Annotated in this window: 20 protein-coding genes; 8 read left to right on the top strand and 12 right to left on the bottom strand. The window is 73.1% G+C overall.

What is annotated here, in order from left to right:
• The first annotated feature begins 45 nt into the window (after positions 1 to 45).
• Positions 46 to 561, top strand: a complete 516-nt coding sequence (locus D0Z08_RS16000; protein WP_118926249.1) for a CinA family protein — start codon at positions 46 to 48, stop codon at positions 559 to 561.
• 57 nt (positions 562 to 618) lie between these two features.
• Positions 619 to 924, top strand: coding sequence for a helix-turn-helix domain-containing protein (locus D0Z08_RS15995; RefSeq protein WP_281271744.1), 306 nt, complete (start codon positions 619 to 621; stop codon positions 922 to 924).
• Between the two features lie 115 nt (positions 925 to 1039).
• Here the strand turns inward: D0Z08_RS15995 and htpX are convergent, their stop codons facing one another.
• From htpX to D0Z08_RS15970, 5 genes are all read right to left on the bottom strand, one after another.
• Positions 1040 to 1921, bottom strand: coding sequence for a zinc metalloprotease HtpX (gene htpX, locus D0Z08_RS15990; protein ID WP_118926247.1), 882 nt, complete (start codon positions 1919 to 1921; stop codon positions 1040 to 1042).
• 88 nt (positions 1922 to 2009) lie between these two features.
• Complete coding sequence (locus tag D0Z08_RS15985) at positions 2010 to 2798, bottom strand: DNA-formamidopyrimidine glycosylase family protein (RefSeq protein WP_118926246.1); 789 nt, start codon at positions 2796 to 2798, stop codon at positions 2010 to 2012.
• A gap of 16 nt (positions 2799 to 2814) precedes the next feature.
• Positions 2815 to 7353, bottom strand: a complete 4539-nt coding sequence (locus D0Z08_RS15980; RefSeq protein ID WP_118926245.1) for an ATP-dependent helicase — start codon at positions 7351 to 7353, stop codon at positions 2815 to 2817.
• A gap of 40 nt (positions 7354 to 7393) precedes the next feature.
• Positions 7394 to 8005: a response regulator gene (locus tag D0Z08_RS15975; protein WP_245994010.1), complete on the bottom strand. Its 612-nt coding sequence runs from the start codon at positions 8003 to 8005 to the stop codon at positions 7394 to 7396.
• Positions 7935 to 9815 carry a sensor histidine kinase gene (locus tag D0Z08_RS15970; RefSeq protein WP_118926244.1) on the bottom strand — a complete coding sequence of 627 codons (1881 nt, stop codon included), beginning with the start codon at positions 9813 to 9815 and terminating at the stop codon, positions 7935 to 7937. Before D0Z08_RS15970 ends, D0Z08_RS15975 begins: the two co-directional genes overlap by 71 nt.
• Before the next feature lie 161 nt (positions 9816 to 9976).
• Between D0Z08_RS15970 and D0Z08_RS15965 the strand changes: the two genes are divergently transcribed.
• Positions 9977 to 10426 carry a hypothetical protein gene (locus tag D0Z08_RS15965; protein ID WP_118926243.1) on the top strand — a complete coding sequence of 150 codons (450 nt, stop codon included), beginning with the start codon at positions 9977 to 9979 and terminating at the stop codon, positions 10424 to 10426.
• 106 nt (positions 10427 to 10532) lie between these two features.
• Positions 10533 to 10943 (top strand): VOC family protein, encoded by a 411-nt coding sequence (locus tag D0Z08_RS15960; protein ID WP_118926242.1) that lies wholly within the window; start codon positions 10533 to 10535, stop codon positions 10941 to 10943.
• A 13-nt stretch (positions 10944 to 10956) separates the two neighbouring features.
• Here the strand turns inward: D0Z08_RS15960 and D0Z08_RS15955 are convergent, their stop codons facing one another.
• Entirely contained in the window at positions 10957 to 11289 is a 333-nt protein-coding gene (locus D0Z08_RS15955; RefSeq protein ID WP_118926241.1) for a TfoX/Sxy family protein, read from the bottom strand.
• A gap of 46 nt (positions 11290 to 11335) precedes the next feature.
• On the opposite strand from D0Z08_RS15955, the gene D0Z08_RS15950 reads away from it, so the two are divergent.
• Both D0Z08_RS15950 and D0Z08_RS15945 read left to right on the top strand, forming a co-directional pair.
• Complete coding sequence (locus tag D0Z08_RS15950) at positions 11336 to 11980, top strand: class F sortase (protein ID WP_118926240.1); 645 nt, start codon at positions 11336 to 11338, stop codon at positions 11978 to 11980.
• A gap of 19 nt (positions 11981 to 11999) precedes the next feature.
• Positions 12000 to 12404 (top strand): VOC family protein, encoded by a 405-nt coding sequence (locus D0Z08_RS15945; protein ID WP_118926239.1) that lies wholly within the window; start codon positions 12000 to 12002, stop codon positions 12402 to 12404.
• Here D0Z08_RS15945 and D0Z08_RS32170 read toward each other — a convergent pair.
• The 4 genes from D0Z08_RS32170 to pdxR form a co-directional block, all read right to left on the bottom strand.
• Entirely contained in the window at positions 12391 to 12975 is a 585-nt protein-coding gene (locus tag D0Z08_RS32170; RefSeq protein WP_182481332.1) for a TIGR03086 family metal-binding protein, read from the bottom strand. The two genes, D0Z08_RS15945 and D0Z08_RS32170, sit on opposite strands and share 14 nt — an antisense overlap.
• Positions 12972 to 13475, bottom strand: a complete 504-nt coding sequence (locus D0Z08_RS32165; protein ID WP_182481331.1) for an SRPBCC family protein — start codon at positions 13473 to 13475, stop codon at positions 12972 to 12974. Before D0Z08_RS32165 ends, D0Z08_RS32170 begins: the two co-directional genes overlap by 4 nt.
• Positions 13472 to 13858, bottom strand: a complete 387-nt coding sequence (locus D0Z08_RS15935) for an ArsR/SmtB family transcription factor (protein ID WP_118926238.1) — start codon at positions 13856 to 13858, stop codon at positions 13472 to 13474. Before D0Z08_RS15935 ends, D0Z08_RS32165 begins: the two co-directional genes overlap by 4 nt.
• 74 nt (positions 13859 to 13932) lie before the next feature.
• Positions 13933 to 15261 carry a MocR-like pyridoxine biosynthesis transcription factor PdxR gene (gene pdxR, locus D0Z08_RS15930; protein WP_118926237.1) on the bottom strand — a complete coding sequence of 443 codons (1329 nt, stop codon included), beginning with the start codon at positions 15259 to 15261 and terminating at the stop codon, positions 13933 to 13935.
• A 72-nt stretch (positions 15262 to 15333) separates the two neighbouring features.
• Here pdxR and D0Z08_RS15925 point away from each other — a divergent pair, with 72 nt between their 5' ends.
• Positions 15334 to 16014, top strand: a complete 681-nt coding sequence (locus D0Z08_RS15925; protein ID WP_118926236.1) for a pyridoxamine 5'-phosphate oxidase family protein — start codon at positions 15334 to 15336, stop codon at positions 16012 to 16014.
• Entirely contained in the window at positions 16011 to 17309 is a 1299-nt protein-coding gene (locus D0Z08_RS15920) for an APC family permease (RefSeq protein ID WP_118926235.1), read from the top strand. Before D0Z08_RS15925 ends, D0Z08_RS15920 begins: the two co-directional genes overlap by 4 nt.
• Here D0Z08_RS15920 and D0Z08_RS15915 read toward each other — a convergent pair.
• Together D0Z08_RS15915 and D0Z08_RS32155 are read right to left on the bottom strand one after the other, a co-directional pair.
• The gene (locus tag D0Z08_RS15915) at positions 17258 to 17980 is read right to left on the bottom strand and encodes an NUDIX hydrolase (RefSeq protein ID WP_118926234.1); all 723 of its coding nucleotides are present in this window, start codon (positions 17978 to 17980) and stop codon (positions 17258 to 17260) included. The genes D0Z08_RS15920 and D0Z08_RS15915 overlap by 52 nt on opposite strands.
• Positions 17977 to 19872 (bottom strand): nicotinate phosphoribosyltransferase, encoded by a 1896-nt coding sequence (locus D0Z08_RS32155; RefSeq protein ID WP_147381440.1) that lies wholly within the window; start codon positions 19870 to 19872, stop codon positions 17977 to 17979. Before D0Z08_RS32155 ends, D0Z08_RS15915 begins: the two co-directional genes overlap by 4 nt.
• Positions 19873 to 19910: the final 38 nt, after the last annotated feature.

Genomic DNA, 19910 nt, shown 5'->3' with positions numbered 1-19910 from the left:
GGGCCGGCCCCCTTCTCCTGTGGTGCCAGCATCTACCATCGGCGCATGACCGACCCCGACCCCATCGTGGACCGGCTCACCGATGAGGGAGCCACGGTCGCGACTGCCGAGTCGATCACCGGCGGCCGGCTCGCCGCTCGCCTGACCGACGGAGCGGGAGCGTCGTCCGCCTTCCTGGGCGGCGTGGTTACCTATGCCACCGAGGTCAAGATCTCCCTGCTCGGCGTACCCGAGGCGCTCGTCGACGACCACGGCGTCATCTCCGCGGAGTGCGCCCGGTCGATGGCCGAGAACGCCCGGAGCCTGCTGGGCGCGACGTACGGCGTCAGCACCACCGGCGTCGCAGGGCCGGACACCCAGGAGGGGCAACCGGTCGGCACCGTCTTCATCGCGGTGGCGGCGCCGGACGACACCCAGGTCCTCGAGCTCGCGTTGGACGGCGATCGCAGCGAGATCCAGGCGGCGACCGTCGCTCGGGCACTGTCGGCGCTGGGGGACATGATGGACGCTGTCGGGCGGTCGTCGGCCGGTCGCGCAGCGGAACATTCGGGCCTCGGGTAGCGTTGGGCGAAGACCGCACGCTCCACGGTGCGGAGAGGGTCGGGAAGACGAGAGGAGATCGGCATGGCGCTGTTTCGTCGGATGCTCGGTGATGTGCTGCGCGAGCGCCGCTCTGAGCTCGGTCTGACCCTGCGCGAGGTCTCCGGGGTCGCCCGCGTCAGCCTCGGCTACATCTCCGAGATCGAGCGCGGCCAGAAGGAAGCGTCCTCCGAGCTCCTCGCGTCGCTGTGTGACGCACTCGAGGTGCCGCTCTCCCAGGTGCTGCGCGACGTCGCCGACGCGGTGGCCGTCGAAGAGGGTGCGCTGGTGCCGACGCCGATCGCGCCGCTGCGGTCCGACCAGGTCGTCGCCTCCGCCGCCTGACGGCGGGCGCAGGAATCCCCGGTCGACCGGGGATCCCTGCACTTGTCGGGCGTTGCAACGGCCGACAAGTGCCAGTTCTCCCTGGGTGATGTGAGTGGTGGGACCGGTGTGACGGCTAGCGGGACTGCTGGTGTGCCGCGGCCTCGAGCCGGGCGATCCGGTCCGCCATCGGCGGGTGGGTCGCGAACAGCCGCGACAGGTCCTGGGCGCGGAACGGGTTCGCGATCATCAGGTGGCTGGCGTTCTGCAGCTGGGGAGTCGGCGGTAGCGGCGCCCGCTGGGTGCCGAGCTCCAGCTTGCGGAGCGCCGAGGCGAGCGCCAGCGGGTCCCCGGTGAGTCGGGCGCCGTCCTCGTCGGCGTCGTACTCCCGCGTGCGGCTGATCGCGAGCTGGATCACCATCGCGGCGAACGGCGCGAGCAGCGCCATCGCGATCATGGCCAACGGGTTGGGCCGCTCCTCGTCGCTGCCGCCGCCGAAGATCGACGTGAAGGCGAGGAACTGGCCGACCGCGCTGATCACGCCGGCGACGGCTGCAGCGACCGACGAGGTGAGGATGTCGCGGTTGTAGACGTGCATCAGCTCGTGGCCGAGCACGCCGCGCAGCTCGCGCTCGTCGAGCAGGCGCAGTATCCCCTCGGTGCAGCACACCGCGGCGTGCTCGGGGTTGCGGCCGGTGGCGAACGCGTTGGGTGCGTCGGTGGGGGACACGTAGAGCCGCGGCATCGGCTTGCCGGCCGCAGTCGAGAGCTCGCGCACGATCCGGTGCATCGCGGGCTGCTGCGCCTCGGTCACCGGGGAGGCGTGCATCGCACGGATGGCGAGCTTGTCGGAGTTCCAGTAGCCGTAGGCCGTGGTGCCGACGCCGATCAGCGCGAAGACCCAGATGAAGATCGCGTTGCCGGTGGCAGCCGCGATCGTGCCACCTACGGCCAGGAGCAGGCCGATGATGGCCGCGAACAGTACGGCGGTCTTCAGTCCGTTGTAGTGGTGGTGCATGTCCAATTCAACGCTGATGGTCAGGCCCTCGTTCCCGGAGTGGTCGAACCTCAGGGTCGTCTCAGGGACGTGGGAGCGTGCTCACGGGTCAGGTCAACGGCTGGCAGGACGGACACCAGTACGTCGTCCGTTCCCGTCCCTCGCCGCCGACCTCGCCGGCGACGATCGTGGTGCGGCACCGCAAGCACGGCTGGCGCTGGCGGCGGTAAACCCACACTGATCCCCGGCGGTCGCCGGCGGTCGTCGGGCGGCCGTGGCGGACGCCGGCCTGGAGGAGCTGCCGGGCCCGCCGCAGCAACCGACCGGGGTCGGCTACGGCGCTCACCGGGCCGAGCGGGTGCACGCCCTGGAGGAAGCAGACCTCGGCGAGGTAGATCGTCCCGATCCCGGCGACCACGGTCTGGTCGAGCAGCGCCTCCCCGAGGACCCGGGCCGGGTCTGCGATCAGGCGGCGAAGCGCCTCGCCCTCGTCCCACTCGGGACTCAGGAGGTCGGGACCGAGGTGGCCGACGACGCTGGCTTCGTCCGCGGTGGGGAGCAGCTCGACCAGGCCGAGCGCGAAGCCGACAGCCTCCCGGGACTCGGTCCGCAGCACCACCCGCGCCTCGTGCGACGGCCGCGGCCAACGCTGCCCGGCGTCCAGGACCCTCCAGACACCCTCCATCTTGAGGTGGGTGTGCAGCGTGAGCTGCCGACCGTCGTGGTCGAGCCGGGTGAGCAGGTGCTTGCCGTGGGTGCCGGTCCCGAGCACGACGGCGCCGGCAAGATCGACGGTCGCCAGGGACGGCCAGCGGAAGTCGGAGGCCTTCAGCCGTTGGCCGGCGACGCCGCGGTCGAGGCGACGGGCGGTGAGGAAGACGGCGTCACCCTCGGGCATCCGGGCGTACCTCCGCCTAGCCCCGGATCCGGAGACCGCGGGGTGTGGCCACGAAGCCGGCGGCATCGAGCGCGGCGCGCAGCGCGCTCGGACCGGAGCCGAGCAGCGGGGCGCCGTCGGCCTTCTCGACCGTGAGCCTGCCGAGGGTCCCGCGCCGGACCGCGGTCGAGAGCGCCTCCGCCGCCGGTCCGAGCAGCTCGGGCTCGTCGCTCCAGGTGAGCAGCGTGCGTCCGCCACGCTCGACGTAGAGGACCAAGGAGCCGTCGACGAGTACGACGATCGCACCCGCCTTGCGACCGGGGCGGTGCCCGCCGTCGGACTCACCGGGCGGCCAAGGGAGCGCGGCACCGTAGGGGTTGGCCGGGTCGGTGGCAGCGAGCGCGATCGCGACCGGCTTGTCGTGCTCGGGCACGGCCGAGAACGTGCGCAGACGGTCGACGGCGCCGGCGGTGCCGAACTGGGCGGCGCCGAGCCCCTCGACGAAGTAGCCACGACGGCAGCGGCCGGAGTCCTCGAACGCCGACAGGACCCGGTAGACGGCGGCGAAGCCGCCCGGGACCCGCTCACTGACGACGGCGCCGCGGGTGACCACGCCGTGCCGGTCGAGCAGCCGCTCCGCCGTCGCGTGCGCGCGGCGGGTCGGGTCGGTGTCGATCGCGGGCAGCAGCGCCCACCGGCCCGCGGTCTCCGGCGGACCGGAGCGGGCCACCCGACCGGGGCGCGGGGCGACCTGGCGGGTCCGGTGGGCAGGACGGCCGGCCCGGGTGAGCGAGCGGAGCGGCGCGAGGGTGTCGTTGCTGACCCGGCCGGACCACACGAGCTCCCAGAGCGCGGTGCTCAGCGCGGCATCGTCCATGCTGCCGATCGAGTCGCTCAGCTGGCGGAAGAACCACGCGCCCCCGGGCGCCAGCGCGGTCAGCACCTGGCGCTGCAGCTCGTCGTCGATCTCGGTCTGTGGGTCCGGCAGGGTCAGCGGCGCCTGGTCGGCCAGGTGGAGCGACACCCAGCCGTCACTGCCGGGCAGCGCGCCGTGGCCGGCCCAGACGACCTCGCCGGTCGCGGTGAGCTCGTCGAGGTACGCCGGCTCGTAGTCGCGCACCCGGGACGCCAGGACCAACGGCTCGAGCGCCGACGCCGGCACCGGTGCTCCGGCCAGCTGCTCGACAGCGCGCAGCGCGCCGTCGATGCCGCGGAGACCGCGCCCGCCCGACACCTGCTGCCACGCCGCGGAGAACCGGGCGAGCGCCATCGGCTCGACCGGCTCGATCTCGTGGCGAAGCTTCGCCAGCGACCGGCGCCGGAGCCGGCGCAGCACCTCGGCGTCGCACCACTCGTCGCCGACGCCGGTGGGGCGGAACTCGCCGGTCAGCACCCGCCCCTGGGCCTCGAGGCGCTGAAGCGTGTGGCGGACCACGGCCGCCCCCAGGCCGAGGCGCTCGGCGACCTGCCGGTCGGTGAACGGTCCGTGGGTGCGGGAGTACCGACCCACCAGGTCCGCCAGCGGGTCCTCGACCGGCTCGGTGAAGGTGGCCGGCGTGCCCGGTGGGACCGGCACACCCAGCCCGTCACGCAGTCGCGCGACGTCCTCGACGACGGCCCAGGCGTCGCCGTACGGCATCCGGACCCGGACCACCCGGCGCGCGGCGGCGAGGTCGGCGAGCCAGTCGGCGACCGGCGAGTCGGGGACCGCTCGGGCGACGGCCTCGTCGGTGGTCAGCGGACCGAGCAGGCGCAGCAGGTCGGTCATGCCCTCGGCGTCGCGCACCCGGCGATCGGAGGCGACCCGCTGGAGCTCGGCCTCCACCTCGGCAAGGACGTCGGGGTCGAGCAGCTCGCGCAGCTCGGCCCGGCCGAGCAGCTCGGCGAGGAGGCCCTGGTCGAGGGTGAGCGCGGCGGCCCGGCGCTCGGCGATGGGGGAGTCGCCCTCGTAGACGAACTGGGCGACGTAGCCGAACAGCAGCGTCCGGGCGTACGGCGACGGCGCGCTGGTCTCGATGTCGGTGACCGTGACCTCGCGCCGCTGCACCCGCGTGAGCAGCGCGGTCAGGTTCGGCAGGTCGTAGACGTCGTTGAGCACCTCGCGGACCGTCTCGAGCACGATCGGGAACGACGGGTAGCGCGCCGCGACCTCGAGCAACGCGGCGGCCCGCTGGCGCTGCTGCCACAACGGGCTGCGGCGGCCCGGGTCGCGGCGCGGCAGCAGGAGGGCGCGGCCGGCGCACTCACGGAAGCGGCTCGCGAACAGGGCGGACCCGCCGACCTCACGGGTGACGATCTCCTCGATCTCGTCGGGCTCGAAGACCACCAGGTCGGCGCTCGGCGGCTCGGCATCCGTGTCGGGGATCCGGATCACGATGCCGTCGTCGGACGCGATCGCCTGGCTGCCCTGGCCGGCGAGGCCGTAGCGCTCGCGCAACCGGGCATTGATCGCCAGCGCCCACGGGGCATGCACGGCGGTGCCGTAGGGGGAGTGGAGGACCAGCCGCCAGTCGCCGAGCTCGTCGCGGAACCGCTCGACGAGCAGCGTCGTGTCGCTCGGGACCAGGCGGGTGGCGTCGACCTGCTCGCGGACGTAGCCCACGAGGTTGGTCGCTGCGTTGTCGTCGAGGCCGTCGGCCCGCGCCCGGGCCCGCGCCTGGTCGTCGGGCAGTGCGGCGAGCTCGCGGGTGAACGCGCCGACCGCCGCGCCGAGCTCGGCCGGCCGGCCGAGCGTGTCGCCCTTCCAGAACGGGAGCCGGCCGGGCACGCCGGGCGCCGGCGAGACCAGCACCTGGTCGTGGGTGATGTCCTCGATCCGCCAGCTCGTGGCGCCCAGTGCGAACACGTCGCCGACCCGGCTCTCGTAGACCATCTCCTCGTCGAGCTCACCGACCCTGCGTCCCGGTCCCTCGCCGCCCACCAGGAACACGCCGTAGAGCCCGCGATCGGGGATCGTGCCGCCACTCGTCACGGCCAGCCGCTGCGCACCGGGACGCCCCGCGATCCGGCCGGTCACCCGGTCCCAGGTGATCCGCGGGCGCAGCTCGGCGAACTCGTCGCTGGGGTAGCGGCCGGCCAGCAGGTCCAGGACGGCGTCATAGGCGCTGCGCGGGAGCGAGGAGTACGGCGCGGCGCGGCGGAACGTGTCGAAGAGCTCCTCGACGTCCCACTCGTCGAGGGCGGTCGCGGCGATGACCTGCTGGGCGAGGACGTCGAGCGGGTTGGCGGGGATCCGCAGCGCCTCGATGCGGCCGGTGCGCATCCGGGCCACCGACACCGCAGCGGGAGCGAGATCACCGCGGTGCTGCGGGAAGAACACGCCCTTCGACGTCTCGCCGACCTGGTGGCCGGCCCGTCCGACACGCTGCAGGGCGCTGGCCACGCTGGGCGGCGAGGAGATCTGCAGGACCTGGTCGACCGCGCCCATGTCGATGCCGAGCTCGAGGCTGCTGGTGGCGACCACCGCCGGCAGCCGGCCGGCCTTGAGATCGTCCTCGATCTGCGCGCGCTGCTCCTTCGAGACCGAGCCGTGGTGGGCCTTGGCCATCAGTGGCACGGAGCCGGCCGAGGCGCCGGACTGCGCCATCACCTGCGCCGGCGGGACCGCGCCGTCGGCGCTCTCGCCGGTCGCGATCTCGTTGAGGCGCGCGGTCAGTCGTTCGGCGGTGCGGCGGGAGTTGGCGAAGACGATCGTCGAGCGGTGCTGGCCGATCAGCTCGGCGACCCGCTCCTCGACATGGGGCCAGATGCTGGCCCGGCGCCGCGCGACCGAGTCGCCTAGGTCGTCGTACTCCTCGACCTCGGGGCGCCCGGCCTCGGGTTCGGTCATGTCCTCGACCGGGACCACCACCTGCAGGTCCCACGCCTTGTGGGCGGGCGGGGCGACGATCGCGACGGGGGCGTGGCCCCCGAGGAAGCGGGCGACCTCCTCGGTCGGGCGGACGGTCGCGGAGAGGCCGATCCGCTGGGCGGGGCGCGCCAGCAGCGCGTCGAGCCGTTCGAGGGTGACCGCCAGGTGGGCGCCGCGCTTCGTGCCGGCGACCGCGTGCACCTCGTCGATGATCACCGTCTCGATGCCCTGCAGCGACTCGCGGGCACGGCTGGTCAGCATCAGGAAGAGCGACTCCGGCGTGGTGATCAGGATGTCCGGCGGCCGGGTCGTGAGAGTACGGCGCTCGTTGGCCGGTGTGTCACCCGAGCGGATGCCGACCCGGACGTCGGGGAGCGCATCACTGCGGACTGCGAGGCGGTCCGCTGTCTGCCGGATGCCCGCCAGCGGCGCCCGCAGGTTGCGCTCGACGTCGACGGCGAGTGCCTTGAGGGGCGAGACGTAGAGCACCCGGGTGCGCTTGGTCTTGTCGTCCGGCGTCGGCGTGGTCAGCAGGCTGTCGATCGAGGCGAGGAAGGCGCTGAGCGTCTTGCCCGATCCCGTCGGCGCGACGACCAGGGTGTGGCGACCGCTCGCGATCGACTCCCAGGCACCCGCCTGCGCCGGCGTCGGCTCCGCGAACGCGGCCCGGAACCAGGTCCGGGTCGGCTCGCTGAACCTGCTCAGCGGATCGGGCGTTTCAGGCACCTGACCATCCTTGCGCACGGCACCGACAGGCAGACGAGGGTCAGGCCTGGCCGAGACCTGCGTCCCGTGCCTTGATCGCCGCCGACGTCCGGTCCGAGACCTGCAGCTTCTGCAGCACGACCGAGACGTGGTTGCGCACGGTCTTCTCGGCCATGCCCAGTCGCTCGCCGATCGCGCGGTTGCGCAGCCCCAGCGCCATCAGGTCGAGAACCTCCCGCTCCCGATCGGTGAGCTCGGGGAACGCCTTGGCGGCGTACTCCTCGGAGGTGCCGGTGAAGAAGTCGATGATCCGGTTCGCGACCGCCTGGCCGTAGACGGCGTTGCCAGCCGCGACGGACTCGATCGCCCGCTCCAGCTCGGCACCCTCCACCCCCTTGATCAGGTAGCCGCGGGCGCCGGCTCGCAGGGCGCCGAACACCTGCTCGTCGTCCTCGTGCATGGTGAGGACCAGGATCGGTACGTCGGGGTGCTCCTTCCGCAGGCGACGGATCAGGGCGCCGCCGTCCATGCCCGGCATGGAGAGGTCGGTGAGGACCACGTCCGGACGGGTCCGGGCCACCACCGCCAGCAGCTCGGATCCGTCACCCGCCTCGCCCACGAGCTCGATCGCAGTCGATCGCTCCACCACGGCCGCGATCCCGTAGCGGACCATCGGGTGGTCGTCGGCCACCACCAGGCGGATCACGACGCACCGACCGGCAGCTCGGCGCGCACCAACGTGCCGGGATCGGTGCTCTCGACGACCAGGCTGCCGCCCAGGCGCTCGGCTCGGTCGCGCATGGACGCGGTGCCCACGCCGCCCGGTCGCGGTCCGGACGTCCCGATGCCGTCGTCCTGCACCTCGACGACCAGAGTGTCGTCGAGGGCGATCCGGACCTCGCAGTGTTGGCCTTCGCGTGCCGGACGACGTTGGTGATCGCCTCCTCGGCGATCCGGAATGCTGCCGTCGCGACCGGAGGCGGCAGGTGGGGAAGCACGTGCGGAGCGTCCAGCGTGACCTCGACGACGCCGGCTTCCCGCACCTGGTCGGTACGGCGCCGCAGCGCCGTGACCAGGTCCGTGCCGTCCAGCGCCGCTGGACGCAGGTCGTCGATGATCCGCCTGGTCTCGTCGAGGGAGGAGGTGACCTCCGCGCGGAGCCGGGCGACCATGTCAGCGCCGTCGTCAGGGAGGCCCGGCGCCAGTGCGTCCAGGCCGAGCCCGATCCCGGTCAACGCCGGTCCGAGCCCGTCGTGGAGCTCCTGGCGAAGGCGGACCCGCTCGGCCTGGGTCGCCGTCACGACCCGCTCCTTCTCCTCCCGCAGCTCCTCTGCGAGGCGCACAGCGTGGAGGACGGCCGCGAGGAGAGGGGCGACTGCTTCGGCGATCCGCCGGTCGGTCGCGGTCCAACCGGCCCGGCCGACCCGTGGCCCGACCAGCATCGCGCCGAGCTCACGACCGCCGAAGGCCAACGGGACGCGGACAGGCTCCGCGGGGAGGACGCCCACCGTGGCCCCGGTGGCCCCCTCGATCGCGATGCCCTCCACGCCGAGTGCCTCCTGCAGCCTGGCGAGGACACCGGGGAGGGTCCGTTCGTCGATCTCCTCGCCCATTGGTACGCCGAGCCGGTTCAGGACCGCGAACGGGTCGTTGCGGTCGCCGGTGAGCAGGGTGACCTCGATGCCCAGCGCCCCATAGCGAAGAACGCCGACGGCGACAGCGACCAGGATCCCGACGAACGCCACGCTGGCGAGCCGCTCGTCCGGCCCGAAGAAGATCACCACGGCAGCGGCGACGGTCGTGCCCAGCAGCAGGAGCAGGGCGGACCGCTCCCGCCCCGGACGCCGACGGATCCTCCGCACCGCGTCACCGATGATCAGGAGGGTGGACGCCGCCAGGATCAAGACCCCGGCGAGGAGGAGCGGCGTGGAGAGGTCGGGCAGGGTGATCGGCGAGGTCTCGTCCCGCACCACGTCGGTCACTGCCTCGCGGGACATCGCATAGGCGATGTAGATGAGGACCAAGGCGGCCACCGCCGCCCGCTCGAAGCGACGCGGCGAGGTCCCTGTCAACGAACCGGTGGGATAGCGGACCAGCAGGAGCGAGACAGGAACGAAGACGGCAGGGACCCACAGACCGGCTGTCAGCGAGAGCACCAGGTCTCCGGCAGGCAGCCGGTCGTCCAGCACGAGGGCGCGGGCTCCGTATGCCTCGCCGACCATGCAGAGGACGAGGACGAGGCTCGTCGAGGTCACCAGCCAGCCGATCGGGTTGCGGGGCCGCAACCAGGCGAGCGCCGTACCGACCGTCGCCGTCAACATGGTGCCGAGCACCTCGTCGATGTCCGGCGAGATCGGGTAGGTGAGCTCCGGCCGCTCGCCGACCCCGCTGGCGAGGAGCAGGTAAGCGACGTCGGCCAGCACGACCAGGACGAACAGGCCCAGGCCGAGGAACCTCAACGAGGACTCAGACAGCCGCTCCATGGTCCGAGTGTGATGCCTGACGAGGCGGCGCGCAGGGACTTTGCGTCCTGTTCGGCTCCGGACGATCTCCCGGACCTGCCGGGACACCTGCACCTGGGACGGAGCCGACCGCGACGGTGTGCTGGTGGCTCCCGAACGATCCCACCCGAAGGAGCAACATCATGACCAGCCACCTCACCACCACTCCCGCAACCGGCCGACAGGCGATCGCCAACTGGCCGCTCTTCGCCGCACTCTCGACGGGGGCGGCTGCAGTGCTGACCGCTGTCGGCACGTTCTGGTCGCCGCTGGCCGACTACGAGTCGACCCTCACCATGGACGAGTTCATCAGCTGGCTCGTCGTCGTCGCGATCACGATCGTCGGCGCTGCCATCGTCTTCGGTCTGGTGGTCAGGACCACCCCGTCCGACGGCGGCCGCGTCCGCACCCCCGTGCTGGCGGTGCTGGCCGTGCTCAGTCTCGCGGTCTTCTGGAGCGGTCTCCCGATGGTCCTGGCCGGCGGCGCCGTGTGTACCGCTCTGGTGAACCCTCGCGCCCTCGGCTCCCGGGTCGCTCTCGTCCTTGCGGCCCTGGTCACCATCGTCGCGGTGTGGGGGGCGCTCGCGGGTTGACCACCCCTATTGGCCTCGGGGCGAGCGGTGCGTGGGGGACGCGCGACCGCTCGCCCCGAGACCCGTCTGCGTGCATCCCCGACCAGCGGTCTGGCACCGTGACGACATGGAGTACCCGCACCTCCTCCAGACCGCCATCGACACCACCGACTGCCGGGGGCTCGCCGAGTTCTACCGCGAGCTGCTCGGGGCCCGCTACCGGCCCGGCGACGAGCCACCGGCCGACGGATCCGCGGACGACGCCGACTGGCTGGTGCTCGTCGACGACGACGGCACCCGGCTGCTCGCCTTCCAGCAGGTCGAGCGCCTCGAGCGCACGACCTGGCCCGAGCACGACGTACCGATGCAGATGCACCTCGACCTCACGGTGCCCGACCGGGCCGAGCTGGAGCGGCACCGCGGCCGCGCCGAGGGGCTCGGCGCCACCCTCCTGCTCGACCGCACGGCGGACGAGGGCGAGCCGCTCTACGTGCTGGCCGACCCGTCCGGCCACCCGTTCTGCATCTTCGTCGGCTGAGGCCAGGGAGCGGCTACTTCGCCGGCAGGGACCCGGCGTACGACGCCCCGCGCCGCACCCACTCGTCGAGTGCCTCGTCGGTCGTGACGTCGGCGGCGTCGACCCGGAGCCAGCCCGACATCTCGCGCCCCCGCATCTCCATCGGGTGGGCCGAGGTGGTCGCCATCAACCGCTCGCCCTCGTCGGGATCGACCCGGACCAGGATGCCGCCCTGGCCACTCGCAGCCACTGCCATGTTGCCGCCGACCATGAAGCCGAGTCCGCCGAACATCTTCCTCTCGGTGAGCAGGGGCTCGCCCTCGAGGAGGCCACGGATCCGGTCGGCGAGTGCTTCGTCGTACGCCATGGCCGCAGCGTAGGACGCCCCGCCGACAGTGGCCCACAATGACTCCATGGGTCGTCGCTCCCGTTGGATCGCGGCCGCGGCAGCCGCGGTCGTGCTGGTGGCCTGCCTGGTCGTCTGGTGGCTGGTGCGCGCCGACCCTGACCCGGCGCCGGCCTCGGCTGCCGATCCGCCCGCCGCGACCGACGTGACGCCGGCGCCCACCGTGGTACCGGTCCCGGACCCGTGCGACCGTGGAGCGACCCGACCGTTCACCCCGCACCGGATCACGATCGACGGCGTCGTCGAGCGCGCCGAGGTCGTCGGCGTTGCCCGGGACAGCCGCGGCGTCACCGGCGTGCTGCCGGTCGACAACACGGTCGACTTCGCCTGGGACCTGGGTGGCATCCGTCCGGGCAACCGCCGGGGCAACGTGCTGCTCAACACCCACACCTGGCCGGACGGGAGCGCCGTCGGCAACCTGATGCTCGACCGCCTCCGGAAGGGTGACCGGCTCGTGCTCCTCGGCAGCGAGGGCGTCCGCCTCTGCTACCGGGTGACCGAGCGGATCGAGGTGCCCGCCGCCGACGGCTTCCCGCGGTACTACGACGCCGAGGGGCCGCACCGGGTCGCGATCATCGTGTGCTCGGGCACCCGCAGCGGTGCGGGGGAGTGGAGCCACCGCACGATCTGGTTCGCGCGGCCCGTCGCCTGAGGTGAGGCACGATGGGGCCATGACCAGCGAGCTCGTCCCCTATCTCTGTGTGGCGGACGCCCGAGCCGCCATCGACTGGTACGTCGAGGTCCTCGGCGCCGACGTCGTCTACGAGCCGATCGTCATGCCCGACGGCAAGGTCGGTCACGTCGAGCTCGCCGTCGACGGGGCGCGCTGGATGATGGCGGACGCGCACCCCGAGATCGACTTCGAGCCGCCGCCGGCCGACCGCGGTGCTGGCGTGACGCTGCACCTCACCGTGCCGGACGTCGACCGGCTGTGTGCGGCCGTGACTGCAGCCGGCACCGCACTCGACCGTGGGCCTGAGGACAGTCCGCCCGCAGGGCGAGTCGCGGTGTTCCGCGATCCGTTCGGGCACCGGTGGTTCCTCAACCAGCCGGTGCCGGGGATCACCGAGCCGTAGCCGGCCGCCACTCCGGGTCGCGGCCGATGAAGCCGAGCATCTTGGTCTGCCAGTCCGCGTCGTCGGGGACGGGGACCTTGGCGCCGTACTGGCCGCTCTGGCGGAGCACGTCGTCCATCGGCAGCATCCCCTCGTAGAGCTCCTGGCAGCGCGCCTCGTCGAGACGGTCGTCCTGGCCGGTCGCGCGGGCGAGGTCCCAGGTGTGCATGAAGACGTCGTTCGTGTAGAACTTCGAGACCGCCTGGGGGAGCGGCATCTCGGGGAGGCGCGGGTGGGCGAAGGTCGCCGTACCGGTCCGGGGGTCGTCGAGGACGTCCTGGACGGCGGCGGCGTGGTGCTCCCACGCCTTCACCGGGTCGTCGTCCACCGAGGGCCCCGCTGCCAGCTCGATGCCCGAGCCGCCGGCGAGGAAGCCGGGGAACCACTCCACGAGGTGACGTACGACGTCGCGCGCCTGCCAGTCCGCGACCGGACTCTGCGCGTCCCACCCGTCGGCAGCGACGCCGCGGACCCGCTCGGTGAAGGTGCCCGCGATGCTGCGGTGCTCCTCGGCGGGGTCGGCGGGAATCATCCGTCCACCATCCCGGCGAGCAGGGTGTCGAGCGCGGCGTAGCCCTCGTTGATGCCGACCTCCATGCCGCTGGCCATCATCCCCGCCTGGGCCTCCATCGACTCGACGACGGAGAGGATCTCCAGCCGGGTGCGGCCGTTGCCGAGGTCGTGGAGCTCGAGGGTCTCGAGGGCGACGGCCTCCGGCATCTCCTCGAACCCGAAGGTCTGCACGATCTTCTGGTTCTCCCAGACCCGGTGGATCGAGCCGTAGAAGTGGGCGACCTCCTCGCCGTCGCGGAGCGCGGTGTAGCGGTACTCGCCGCCGGTGCGCATGTCCCACTTCTCGATGTCCATGTCGATGGACCGCGGGCCCATCCACTGCTTGACGAGGTCGGGCTCGACGTGCGCGCGGTAGACGAGCTCCACCGGGGCGTCGAACTCGCGCACGATCCGGACCGTCGGGATGTTCGGGTCGGCCTCGATCAGGGTCCCGGGTGTGCTGGTCGTGGGGGTGGTCATCCTGCTGCTCCCTTGCTCTGTTCGTCGGTGTTGTCGTTGCTGTCGGTGCCGGCCCGGCCCTGGAGCCGGTCGAGGAGCGCGTCCAGGCGTTGGTAGCGCTCCTCCGCCTGCTGGCGGTACCGCTCGATCCACTTCGTCATCAGGTCGAAGACCTCCGCATCCAGGTGCACCGGACGCCGCTGGGCGTCCCGGCTCCGGCTGACCAGACCGGCCTCCTCGAGCACCTTGAGGTGCTTGGAGACCGCCTGCAGCGAGACGTCGTACGGCGCCGCCAGCTCGCTCACCGTCGCGTCCCCGGCCGCCAGCCGGGCGACCATGTCGCGCCGGGTCGGGTCGGCGAGCGCGGAGAAGACCCGTGACAGCCGGTCCTCGTGTTCAACCATGCGGTTGAGTAAAGCACTGCTCCAGATCGTTGTCAACCGCTAAGTTGAATAAGGCCGCTGACCCGCTGGGACACTCAGTCCTCCAGCCCGCGCACCATCGCGGCCAGCGCCCGGTCGAGCTCGGCATCGGTGATACCGCCGAACCCGACGACGAGCCCGCTCAGCCGGGCGCTGCGGCAGTAGTTCGAGATGGGGGCGACGTCGAAGCCGGCGTCGCGGGCGGCCGCCCGTGCTCGGCGTACGGCGGCCGCGGGCATGAACCAGGTGGAGTACATGCCGGCCGCGGGACCGGCAGGAGTGCCGTACGGCGCGAGGGCCTCCGCGACGCGGGGCGCGCGGTCGGCGTACGCCCGGCGCGCGGACCGGACCACCTTGTCGACCCACCCCTCGCGGAGCAGGGCCAGCAGCGCGCGCTGGGCCGGCCACGACGGCATGTCGTAAGTCTGCTCGCGGAGCTCGACCAGGCCACGGAGGAGGGCGGGCGGCGGCACCATCCAGCCGAGTCGGAGTCCGGGTCCGACGGACTTGGACGCGGTGCCGAGGTAGGCGACGTGGGTGCGGTCGAGGGAGGCGAGCGCGGGGATCGGCGCGACGTCGTACCGGAACTCGGAGTCGTAGTCGTCCTCGACCACCACGGTGCCGTGCTCGCGGGCAGCGGCGAGGAGCGCGAGCCGTTCGGCGGCCGGCATCACGTGGCCCAGCGGGTGCTGGTGCGCCGGGGTGACGTAGGCAGCGGCCAGGCCGGCCACGTCGATCGGCCCGGTCGGCGGCAGGTCGACCACACCCCGGCCGGCGATCCGGATGCACTCGACCGCGGCCCGGTAGCCGGGGTCGTCGACGCCGACCGGACCCGGCGGCAGGTGCGGGAGGAGCTGGCGCAGCCCGTCGGTCGTCCCGGCCGTGAGCAGCACCTCGTCGGGGTCCACAGCGAGCCCACGGGTACGGGCCAGCCGGTCGGCGATCGCGATCCGGAGCTCGACGACCCCGCGCGGGTCCGGGTAGCCGGCCGGCGGCGTCAGCGACGACACCTCGCGCCAGGCACGGCGCCAGCCGGCGCGGTGTCGCGGGTCGATCCAGGGCGAGCCGAGGTCGAGCGTGATCAGGCCCGGGGCGGGGGACCGGTGCGGCCGGGGCCGCGCGGCGGTCCGGGGTGCGCCACCGGAGGCGACGAAGGTGCCGGCGCCCTGCTGGGCGGTCAGCCAGCCCTCGGCGAGCAGCTGGTCGTAGGCCTGCTCGGTCACCGACCGGGCCACGCCGAGGTCGGTCGCCAGCGCCCGGGTGCTCGGCAGCCGGTCGCCAGAAGCGAGGGTCCCGGCCACGATCAGGTCCCGGACCTGGGTCGAGAGCTGGACCCCGAGCGGTTCGGGCCGGTCGCGATCGAGCCGGACGGGCAGCGTCCCCATCGTGAAGTGTCCTGTCAAAATGGTCGAAAAGTGGCCCGTGACCACGGGCCAATAGTTCGCCAGGCTAGTCCTATGCCGACCCTCTCGCCTACCCGCCGGACCACCGTCACCCGCGGCGCCGACCGCGCGATCCGGGAGCGCGACCGGATGCTCGCGCTGCTCGGCGACGCGCTCGTCGCCCACCTCGGGGTGGTGGTGAGCCGCGACGGTACGTCGCACCCGGTGGTGCTGCCGACCGCGTTCGCCGTCGACCCCGACGGGCCCGACGCCGACGGGACGCTCTACCTCCACGGCTCGAGCGGCGCCGGCTGGCTCCGTTCCGCGCTCGCCTCCGACGTGTGCGTCACGGTCACCGAGCTGGACGGGCTGGTCGCGGCACGGTCCGCCTTCCACCACTCGATGAACTACCGGTCCGCGGTCATCATCGGTCGGCCGCGCCTCGTCGACGATCCGGACGAGCGGGCGCGGGCCCTCGACCTGATCATCGACCACATGATCCCGGGGCGGGCCACCACGTTGCGGGCGTCGACGCGCAAGGAGCTCGCCGCGACCGCCGTACTCGCGGTGCCGCTGCGCGAGGCCTCGATGAAGGAGCGCGCCGGTGGCCCGGTCGACGATCCGGAGGACGTCGGCGGTACGGCGTGGGCGGGGCACATCCCGTTGCGCCGCGTCGCGCTGCCGCCGGTGACGGCGCCCGACGCCCAGGGGGAGGCCCCCGCCGACGTACGGCGCCGCGTGGAAGCGCTGGCATGACCGCCCTCGCCACGGAGGGCGGGACGCTCTCCGTCCGCCAGGGGACCGCACTCACCCTGGCCGCAGTACTGGGCCCCGGCGTGATCCTGCTGCCGACGCTCGCGCTCGACGCCGCCGGACCTGCCTCCCTGCTGGCGTGGGCTGCGCTGCTCGTGATCTCGGTGCCGCTGGCGGCGACGTTCGCCGCGCTCGGTGCGCGCCACCCCGACGGTGGCGGGGTCGCGACGTACGCCCGGCTCGCGTTCGGCGAGCGCGCCTCGACCATGGTCGGCTGGAGCTTCTTCCTCGCCATCCCGATCGGCGCACCGGTCGCGGCCGGGTTCGCCGCGTCGTACGTCGCCGACGCGTCCGGTGGCGGACGCACGACCGAGGTCGTGGTGACGGTCGTGATGATCGTGGTCGTCGCCGTCATGAACTGGATGGGCATCCAGGTCTCGGCGGGAGTGCAGCTCGCGATCGCAGCGTTGATCGCGACCCTGCTGCTCGTGGCCATCGTGGTGTCGCTGCCGCGGGTCGACACCGACCACCTGACCCCGTTCATGACCCACGGCTGGTCGGGCGTCGGGTCGGCTGCCGCCCTGCTGGTATGGGCGTTCGCCGGCTGGGAGATCGTCAGCTCGCTGTCCGCGGAGTACCGGCACCCGGCCCGCGACATCGCCCGTGCCACCGCGACGACCCTCGTCGTGGTCACCGTGCTCTACCTCGGGATCGCGTTCGTGACCGTCGCCGTGCTGGGCAGCGGCGCCGGCCGGGCGCCCCTCGCCGACCTGCTCGCTGGCGCCTTCGGCGACTGGGCGCGCCCGCTGACGACGGTCATCGCGGTGCTGCTGACGATCGGCGCGATCAACTCCTACTTCGCGGGCGCCTCGCGGCTGGGCGCCGCGCTCTCGATCACCGGCGCGATGCCGCGCTGGCTGGGCGCTGACATCGGGGACGGACGCCGTACGCCCCGTCGGGCGCTGTGCGTGGTCGCCGGCCTCGGCCTGGTGGTGACGATCGGCGAAGCCCTGCTCGGACTACCCACCGACGCCACCCTGCTGATGACGACGGGGACGTTCGCGCTGGTCTACGTCGTGGGCACCGCGGCCGCCGTACGGCTGCTGCCCGGCGGCTGGCCCCGCGTCGCGGCGGTCGTGTCGTTCGTCGCGTCGGTGGGGCTGGTCGTGCTCACCGGGCTGCCGGTGCTGATCCCGCTCGCGACCGGGCTGGCCGGGCTGTGCTGGACGCTGCGGCGGGGGCGGCGTCAGCCCCGCGCCATCGGCGGCGAGACCACCTTCGCCGGGCCGCGGCGGTAGAGCAGCGCCCGCCGCCCGCCGGCCCCGGTGGGGGAGCCGTGGGCGTCGGTGGGGATCACGAACCCCTCGGTGCCGAGGACCTTGCGGCGGAAGTTCCCGAGGTCCGGCGGGCTGCCCCAGACGGCGGTGTAGACGCGGCGCAGCTCCGGGAGCGTGAACGGCTCGGCCACGAACTCGGTGGCGAGCGTCGTGTACTCCAGCTTGGCGCGCACCCGCTCGCGGGCGTCGAGCAGGATCTGCCGGTGGTCGAAGGCGAGCTCCGGCGCCTCCTCCGCGGTTGCCTCGGCCGGCGAGAGCAGGTCGTCGACGACCCACCAGCGTGCGTCCGCGGCGTCGGTCCCGGCGGTGGGCTCCGGGAGGTCGGGCGCAAGCGCGACGTGCGCGACCGAGACCACCCGCATCCGGGGGTCGCGGTCCGGGGCAGAGTAGGTGCGCAGCTGCTCCAGGTGACCTGCGAACCGCGCCGACGACTCCAGGCCGGTCTCCTCGTGCAGCTCGCGCCAGGCCGCCTGCTCGGCGTCCTCGTCGGGCTCGACGAAGCCGCCGGGCAGCGCCCACTGGCCCCGGAACGGCTCCTCGCCGCGCTCGACCAGGAGGACGGACAGCGCTCCGTCGCGGATGGTGAAGATCGCGAGGTCGACCGCGACCGCGAACGGCGGGTGGTCGCTCATAAAGCGACGCCCGCTTCGGCCATCTCCGCGAGGGCGGCCTCGCTGCTCTCGGGTGCGACGCCGGCGTGCAGGCCGTCGAGCAGTCGTACGGCGAAGCCCTCCCGCCGCGCGTCGAGCGCCGTGGCCCGGACGCAGTAGTCGGTCGCGATGCCGGTGATGTCGACGTCGGTGACGCCGGCGGTCCGTAACACGTCGGCGAGCGCGGCGCCGTCGTCGGTGACGCCCTCGAAGGCCGAGTAGGCCGGCACGCCCTGTCCCTTGCGCACGTGGTGGGTCACCGCGTCGGTCGCCAGCTCCGGCGCGTAGTCCGAGCCGGGACCGTCCGAGACGCAGTGGACGGGCCAGGTCGTGTCGAAGTCCGGCTCCTCGCCCGGCGCCGCGAAGTGGCCGCCGTTGGTGTCTCCGTCCACGGGCGCGTGATGCCAGTCGCGCGACGCGGCGATCACCGCGTAGTCGCCCGCGTGGGCGGCGAGGTGCTCGCTGATCCGGGTGGCGACGTCGCGGCCGCCGGCCACGCCGAGCGACCCGCCCTCGATGAAGTCGTTCTGCACGTCGACCACGATCAGGGCCTTGGTAGGTGCGGTCATGTTCTCCTCCTCGATGGGGTGGGGGACGACAGTGAGGTAAGGCGCTCCGGCCGCGACCGCGAGTGCCTCGGCCGGGAGGCTCTGCAGGGCCGCGGCGGTGAACGCCCGGATCTCGTCGGTGGTGGGCGCGTGGACGGTGGTGCCGTCCCGCATCACCGGGATCTGTGCCCGGCGGGCTTGCGCGGGCTCCGGGTCGCCCGGAACGGTGAAGGTCTCGCGGACCAGCCGGCCGGCGTCGTCGTACTCCCGCCAGGCGGTCTTGTGGCCGCCGAGCGACACCTTGTCCTTCGACTTCTTCGAGACCGGCCGGAGCGGGCCCCCGATCGAGTCGCTGACCGCGACCAGCTTGTAGACCATGCTCGCGGTGGGGTGGCCCGAGCCGGTGGCGACGCGGGTGCCGACGCCGTAGCCGTCGATGGGCGCGTCGGCGAGCGCGGTGATGACGAACTCGTCGAGGTCGCTGGTCGCGACCACCTTCGTCGACCGCGCGCCGAGCTCGTCGAGCAGGGCGCGGGCCTTCGCCGCCTCGTCGGCGAGGTCGCCCGAGTCGATCCGGACCGCGCCGAGCGCGGGCCCGGCAACGCGAACGGCGGTGCGGATGCCCTCGGCGATGTCGTAGGTGTCGACCAGCAGGGTCGTCCCGGTGCCCTGGGCCTCGACCTGACTGCGGAACGCCGCCTCCTCGCTCTCGTGGGCCAGGGTGAACGCGTGCGCCGCGGTGCCGACGGTGGGGATGCCGTAGCGCCGCCCGGCGGCGAGGTTGCTGGTCGAGGCGAACCCGGCGAGGTACGCCGCGCGGGCGGTCGCGACCGCGGCCTGCTCGTGGGTACGGCGACCGCCCATCTCGATGATGGGCCGGCCCTGGGCGGCGGTGACCATGCGAGCCGCTGCCGACGCGATGGCGGTGTCGTGGTTGAGCACGCTCAGCACCAGCGTCTCGAGCGCCACGCACTCGCCGAGCGTGCCGCGGACCGTAAGGACCGGGCTGCCGGGGAAGTAGAGGTCGCCCTCCTGGTAGGCGTCGACGTCGCCGCGGAAGCGGAAGTCGCGGAGGTAGCCGGCCGTCCGGTCACCGATCACGCCCTGCTCCTGCAACCACGCGACCTCGTCGGCGTCGAACGCGAACGACTCGATCAGGGGGAGCAGGCGGCCGAGCCCGGCGAGCACGCCGTACCTCCGACCTTCGGGGAGCCGCCGCGCGAACACCTCGAAGACCGCACTGTGACCGGCCGAGCCGTCGCGCACCCAGGAGTCGAGCATGGTGAGCTCGTAGCGGTCGGTCAGCAGGCCGGTGCGGTCGGTCACGGTGACGCTCCTCGTTGTAGTCAAACTGACTATAACAT

The organism is Nocardioides immobilis, from assembly GCF_003515065.1.
Taxonomy (GTDB): Bacteria; Actinomycetota; Actinomycetes; order Propionibacteriales; family Nocardioidaceae; genus Nocardioides; species Nocardioides immobilis.
This window is presented reverse-complemented; position numbering and strand designations above follow the sequence as displayed.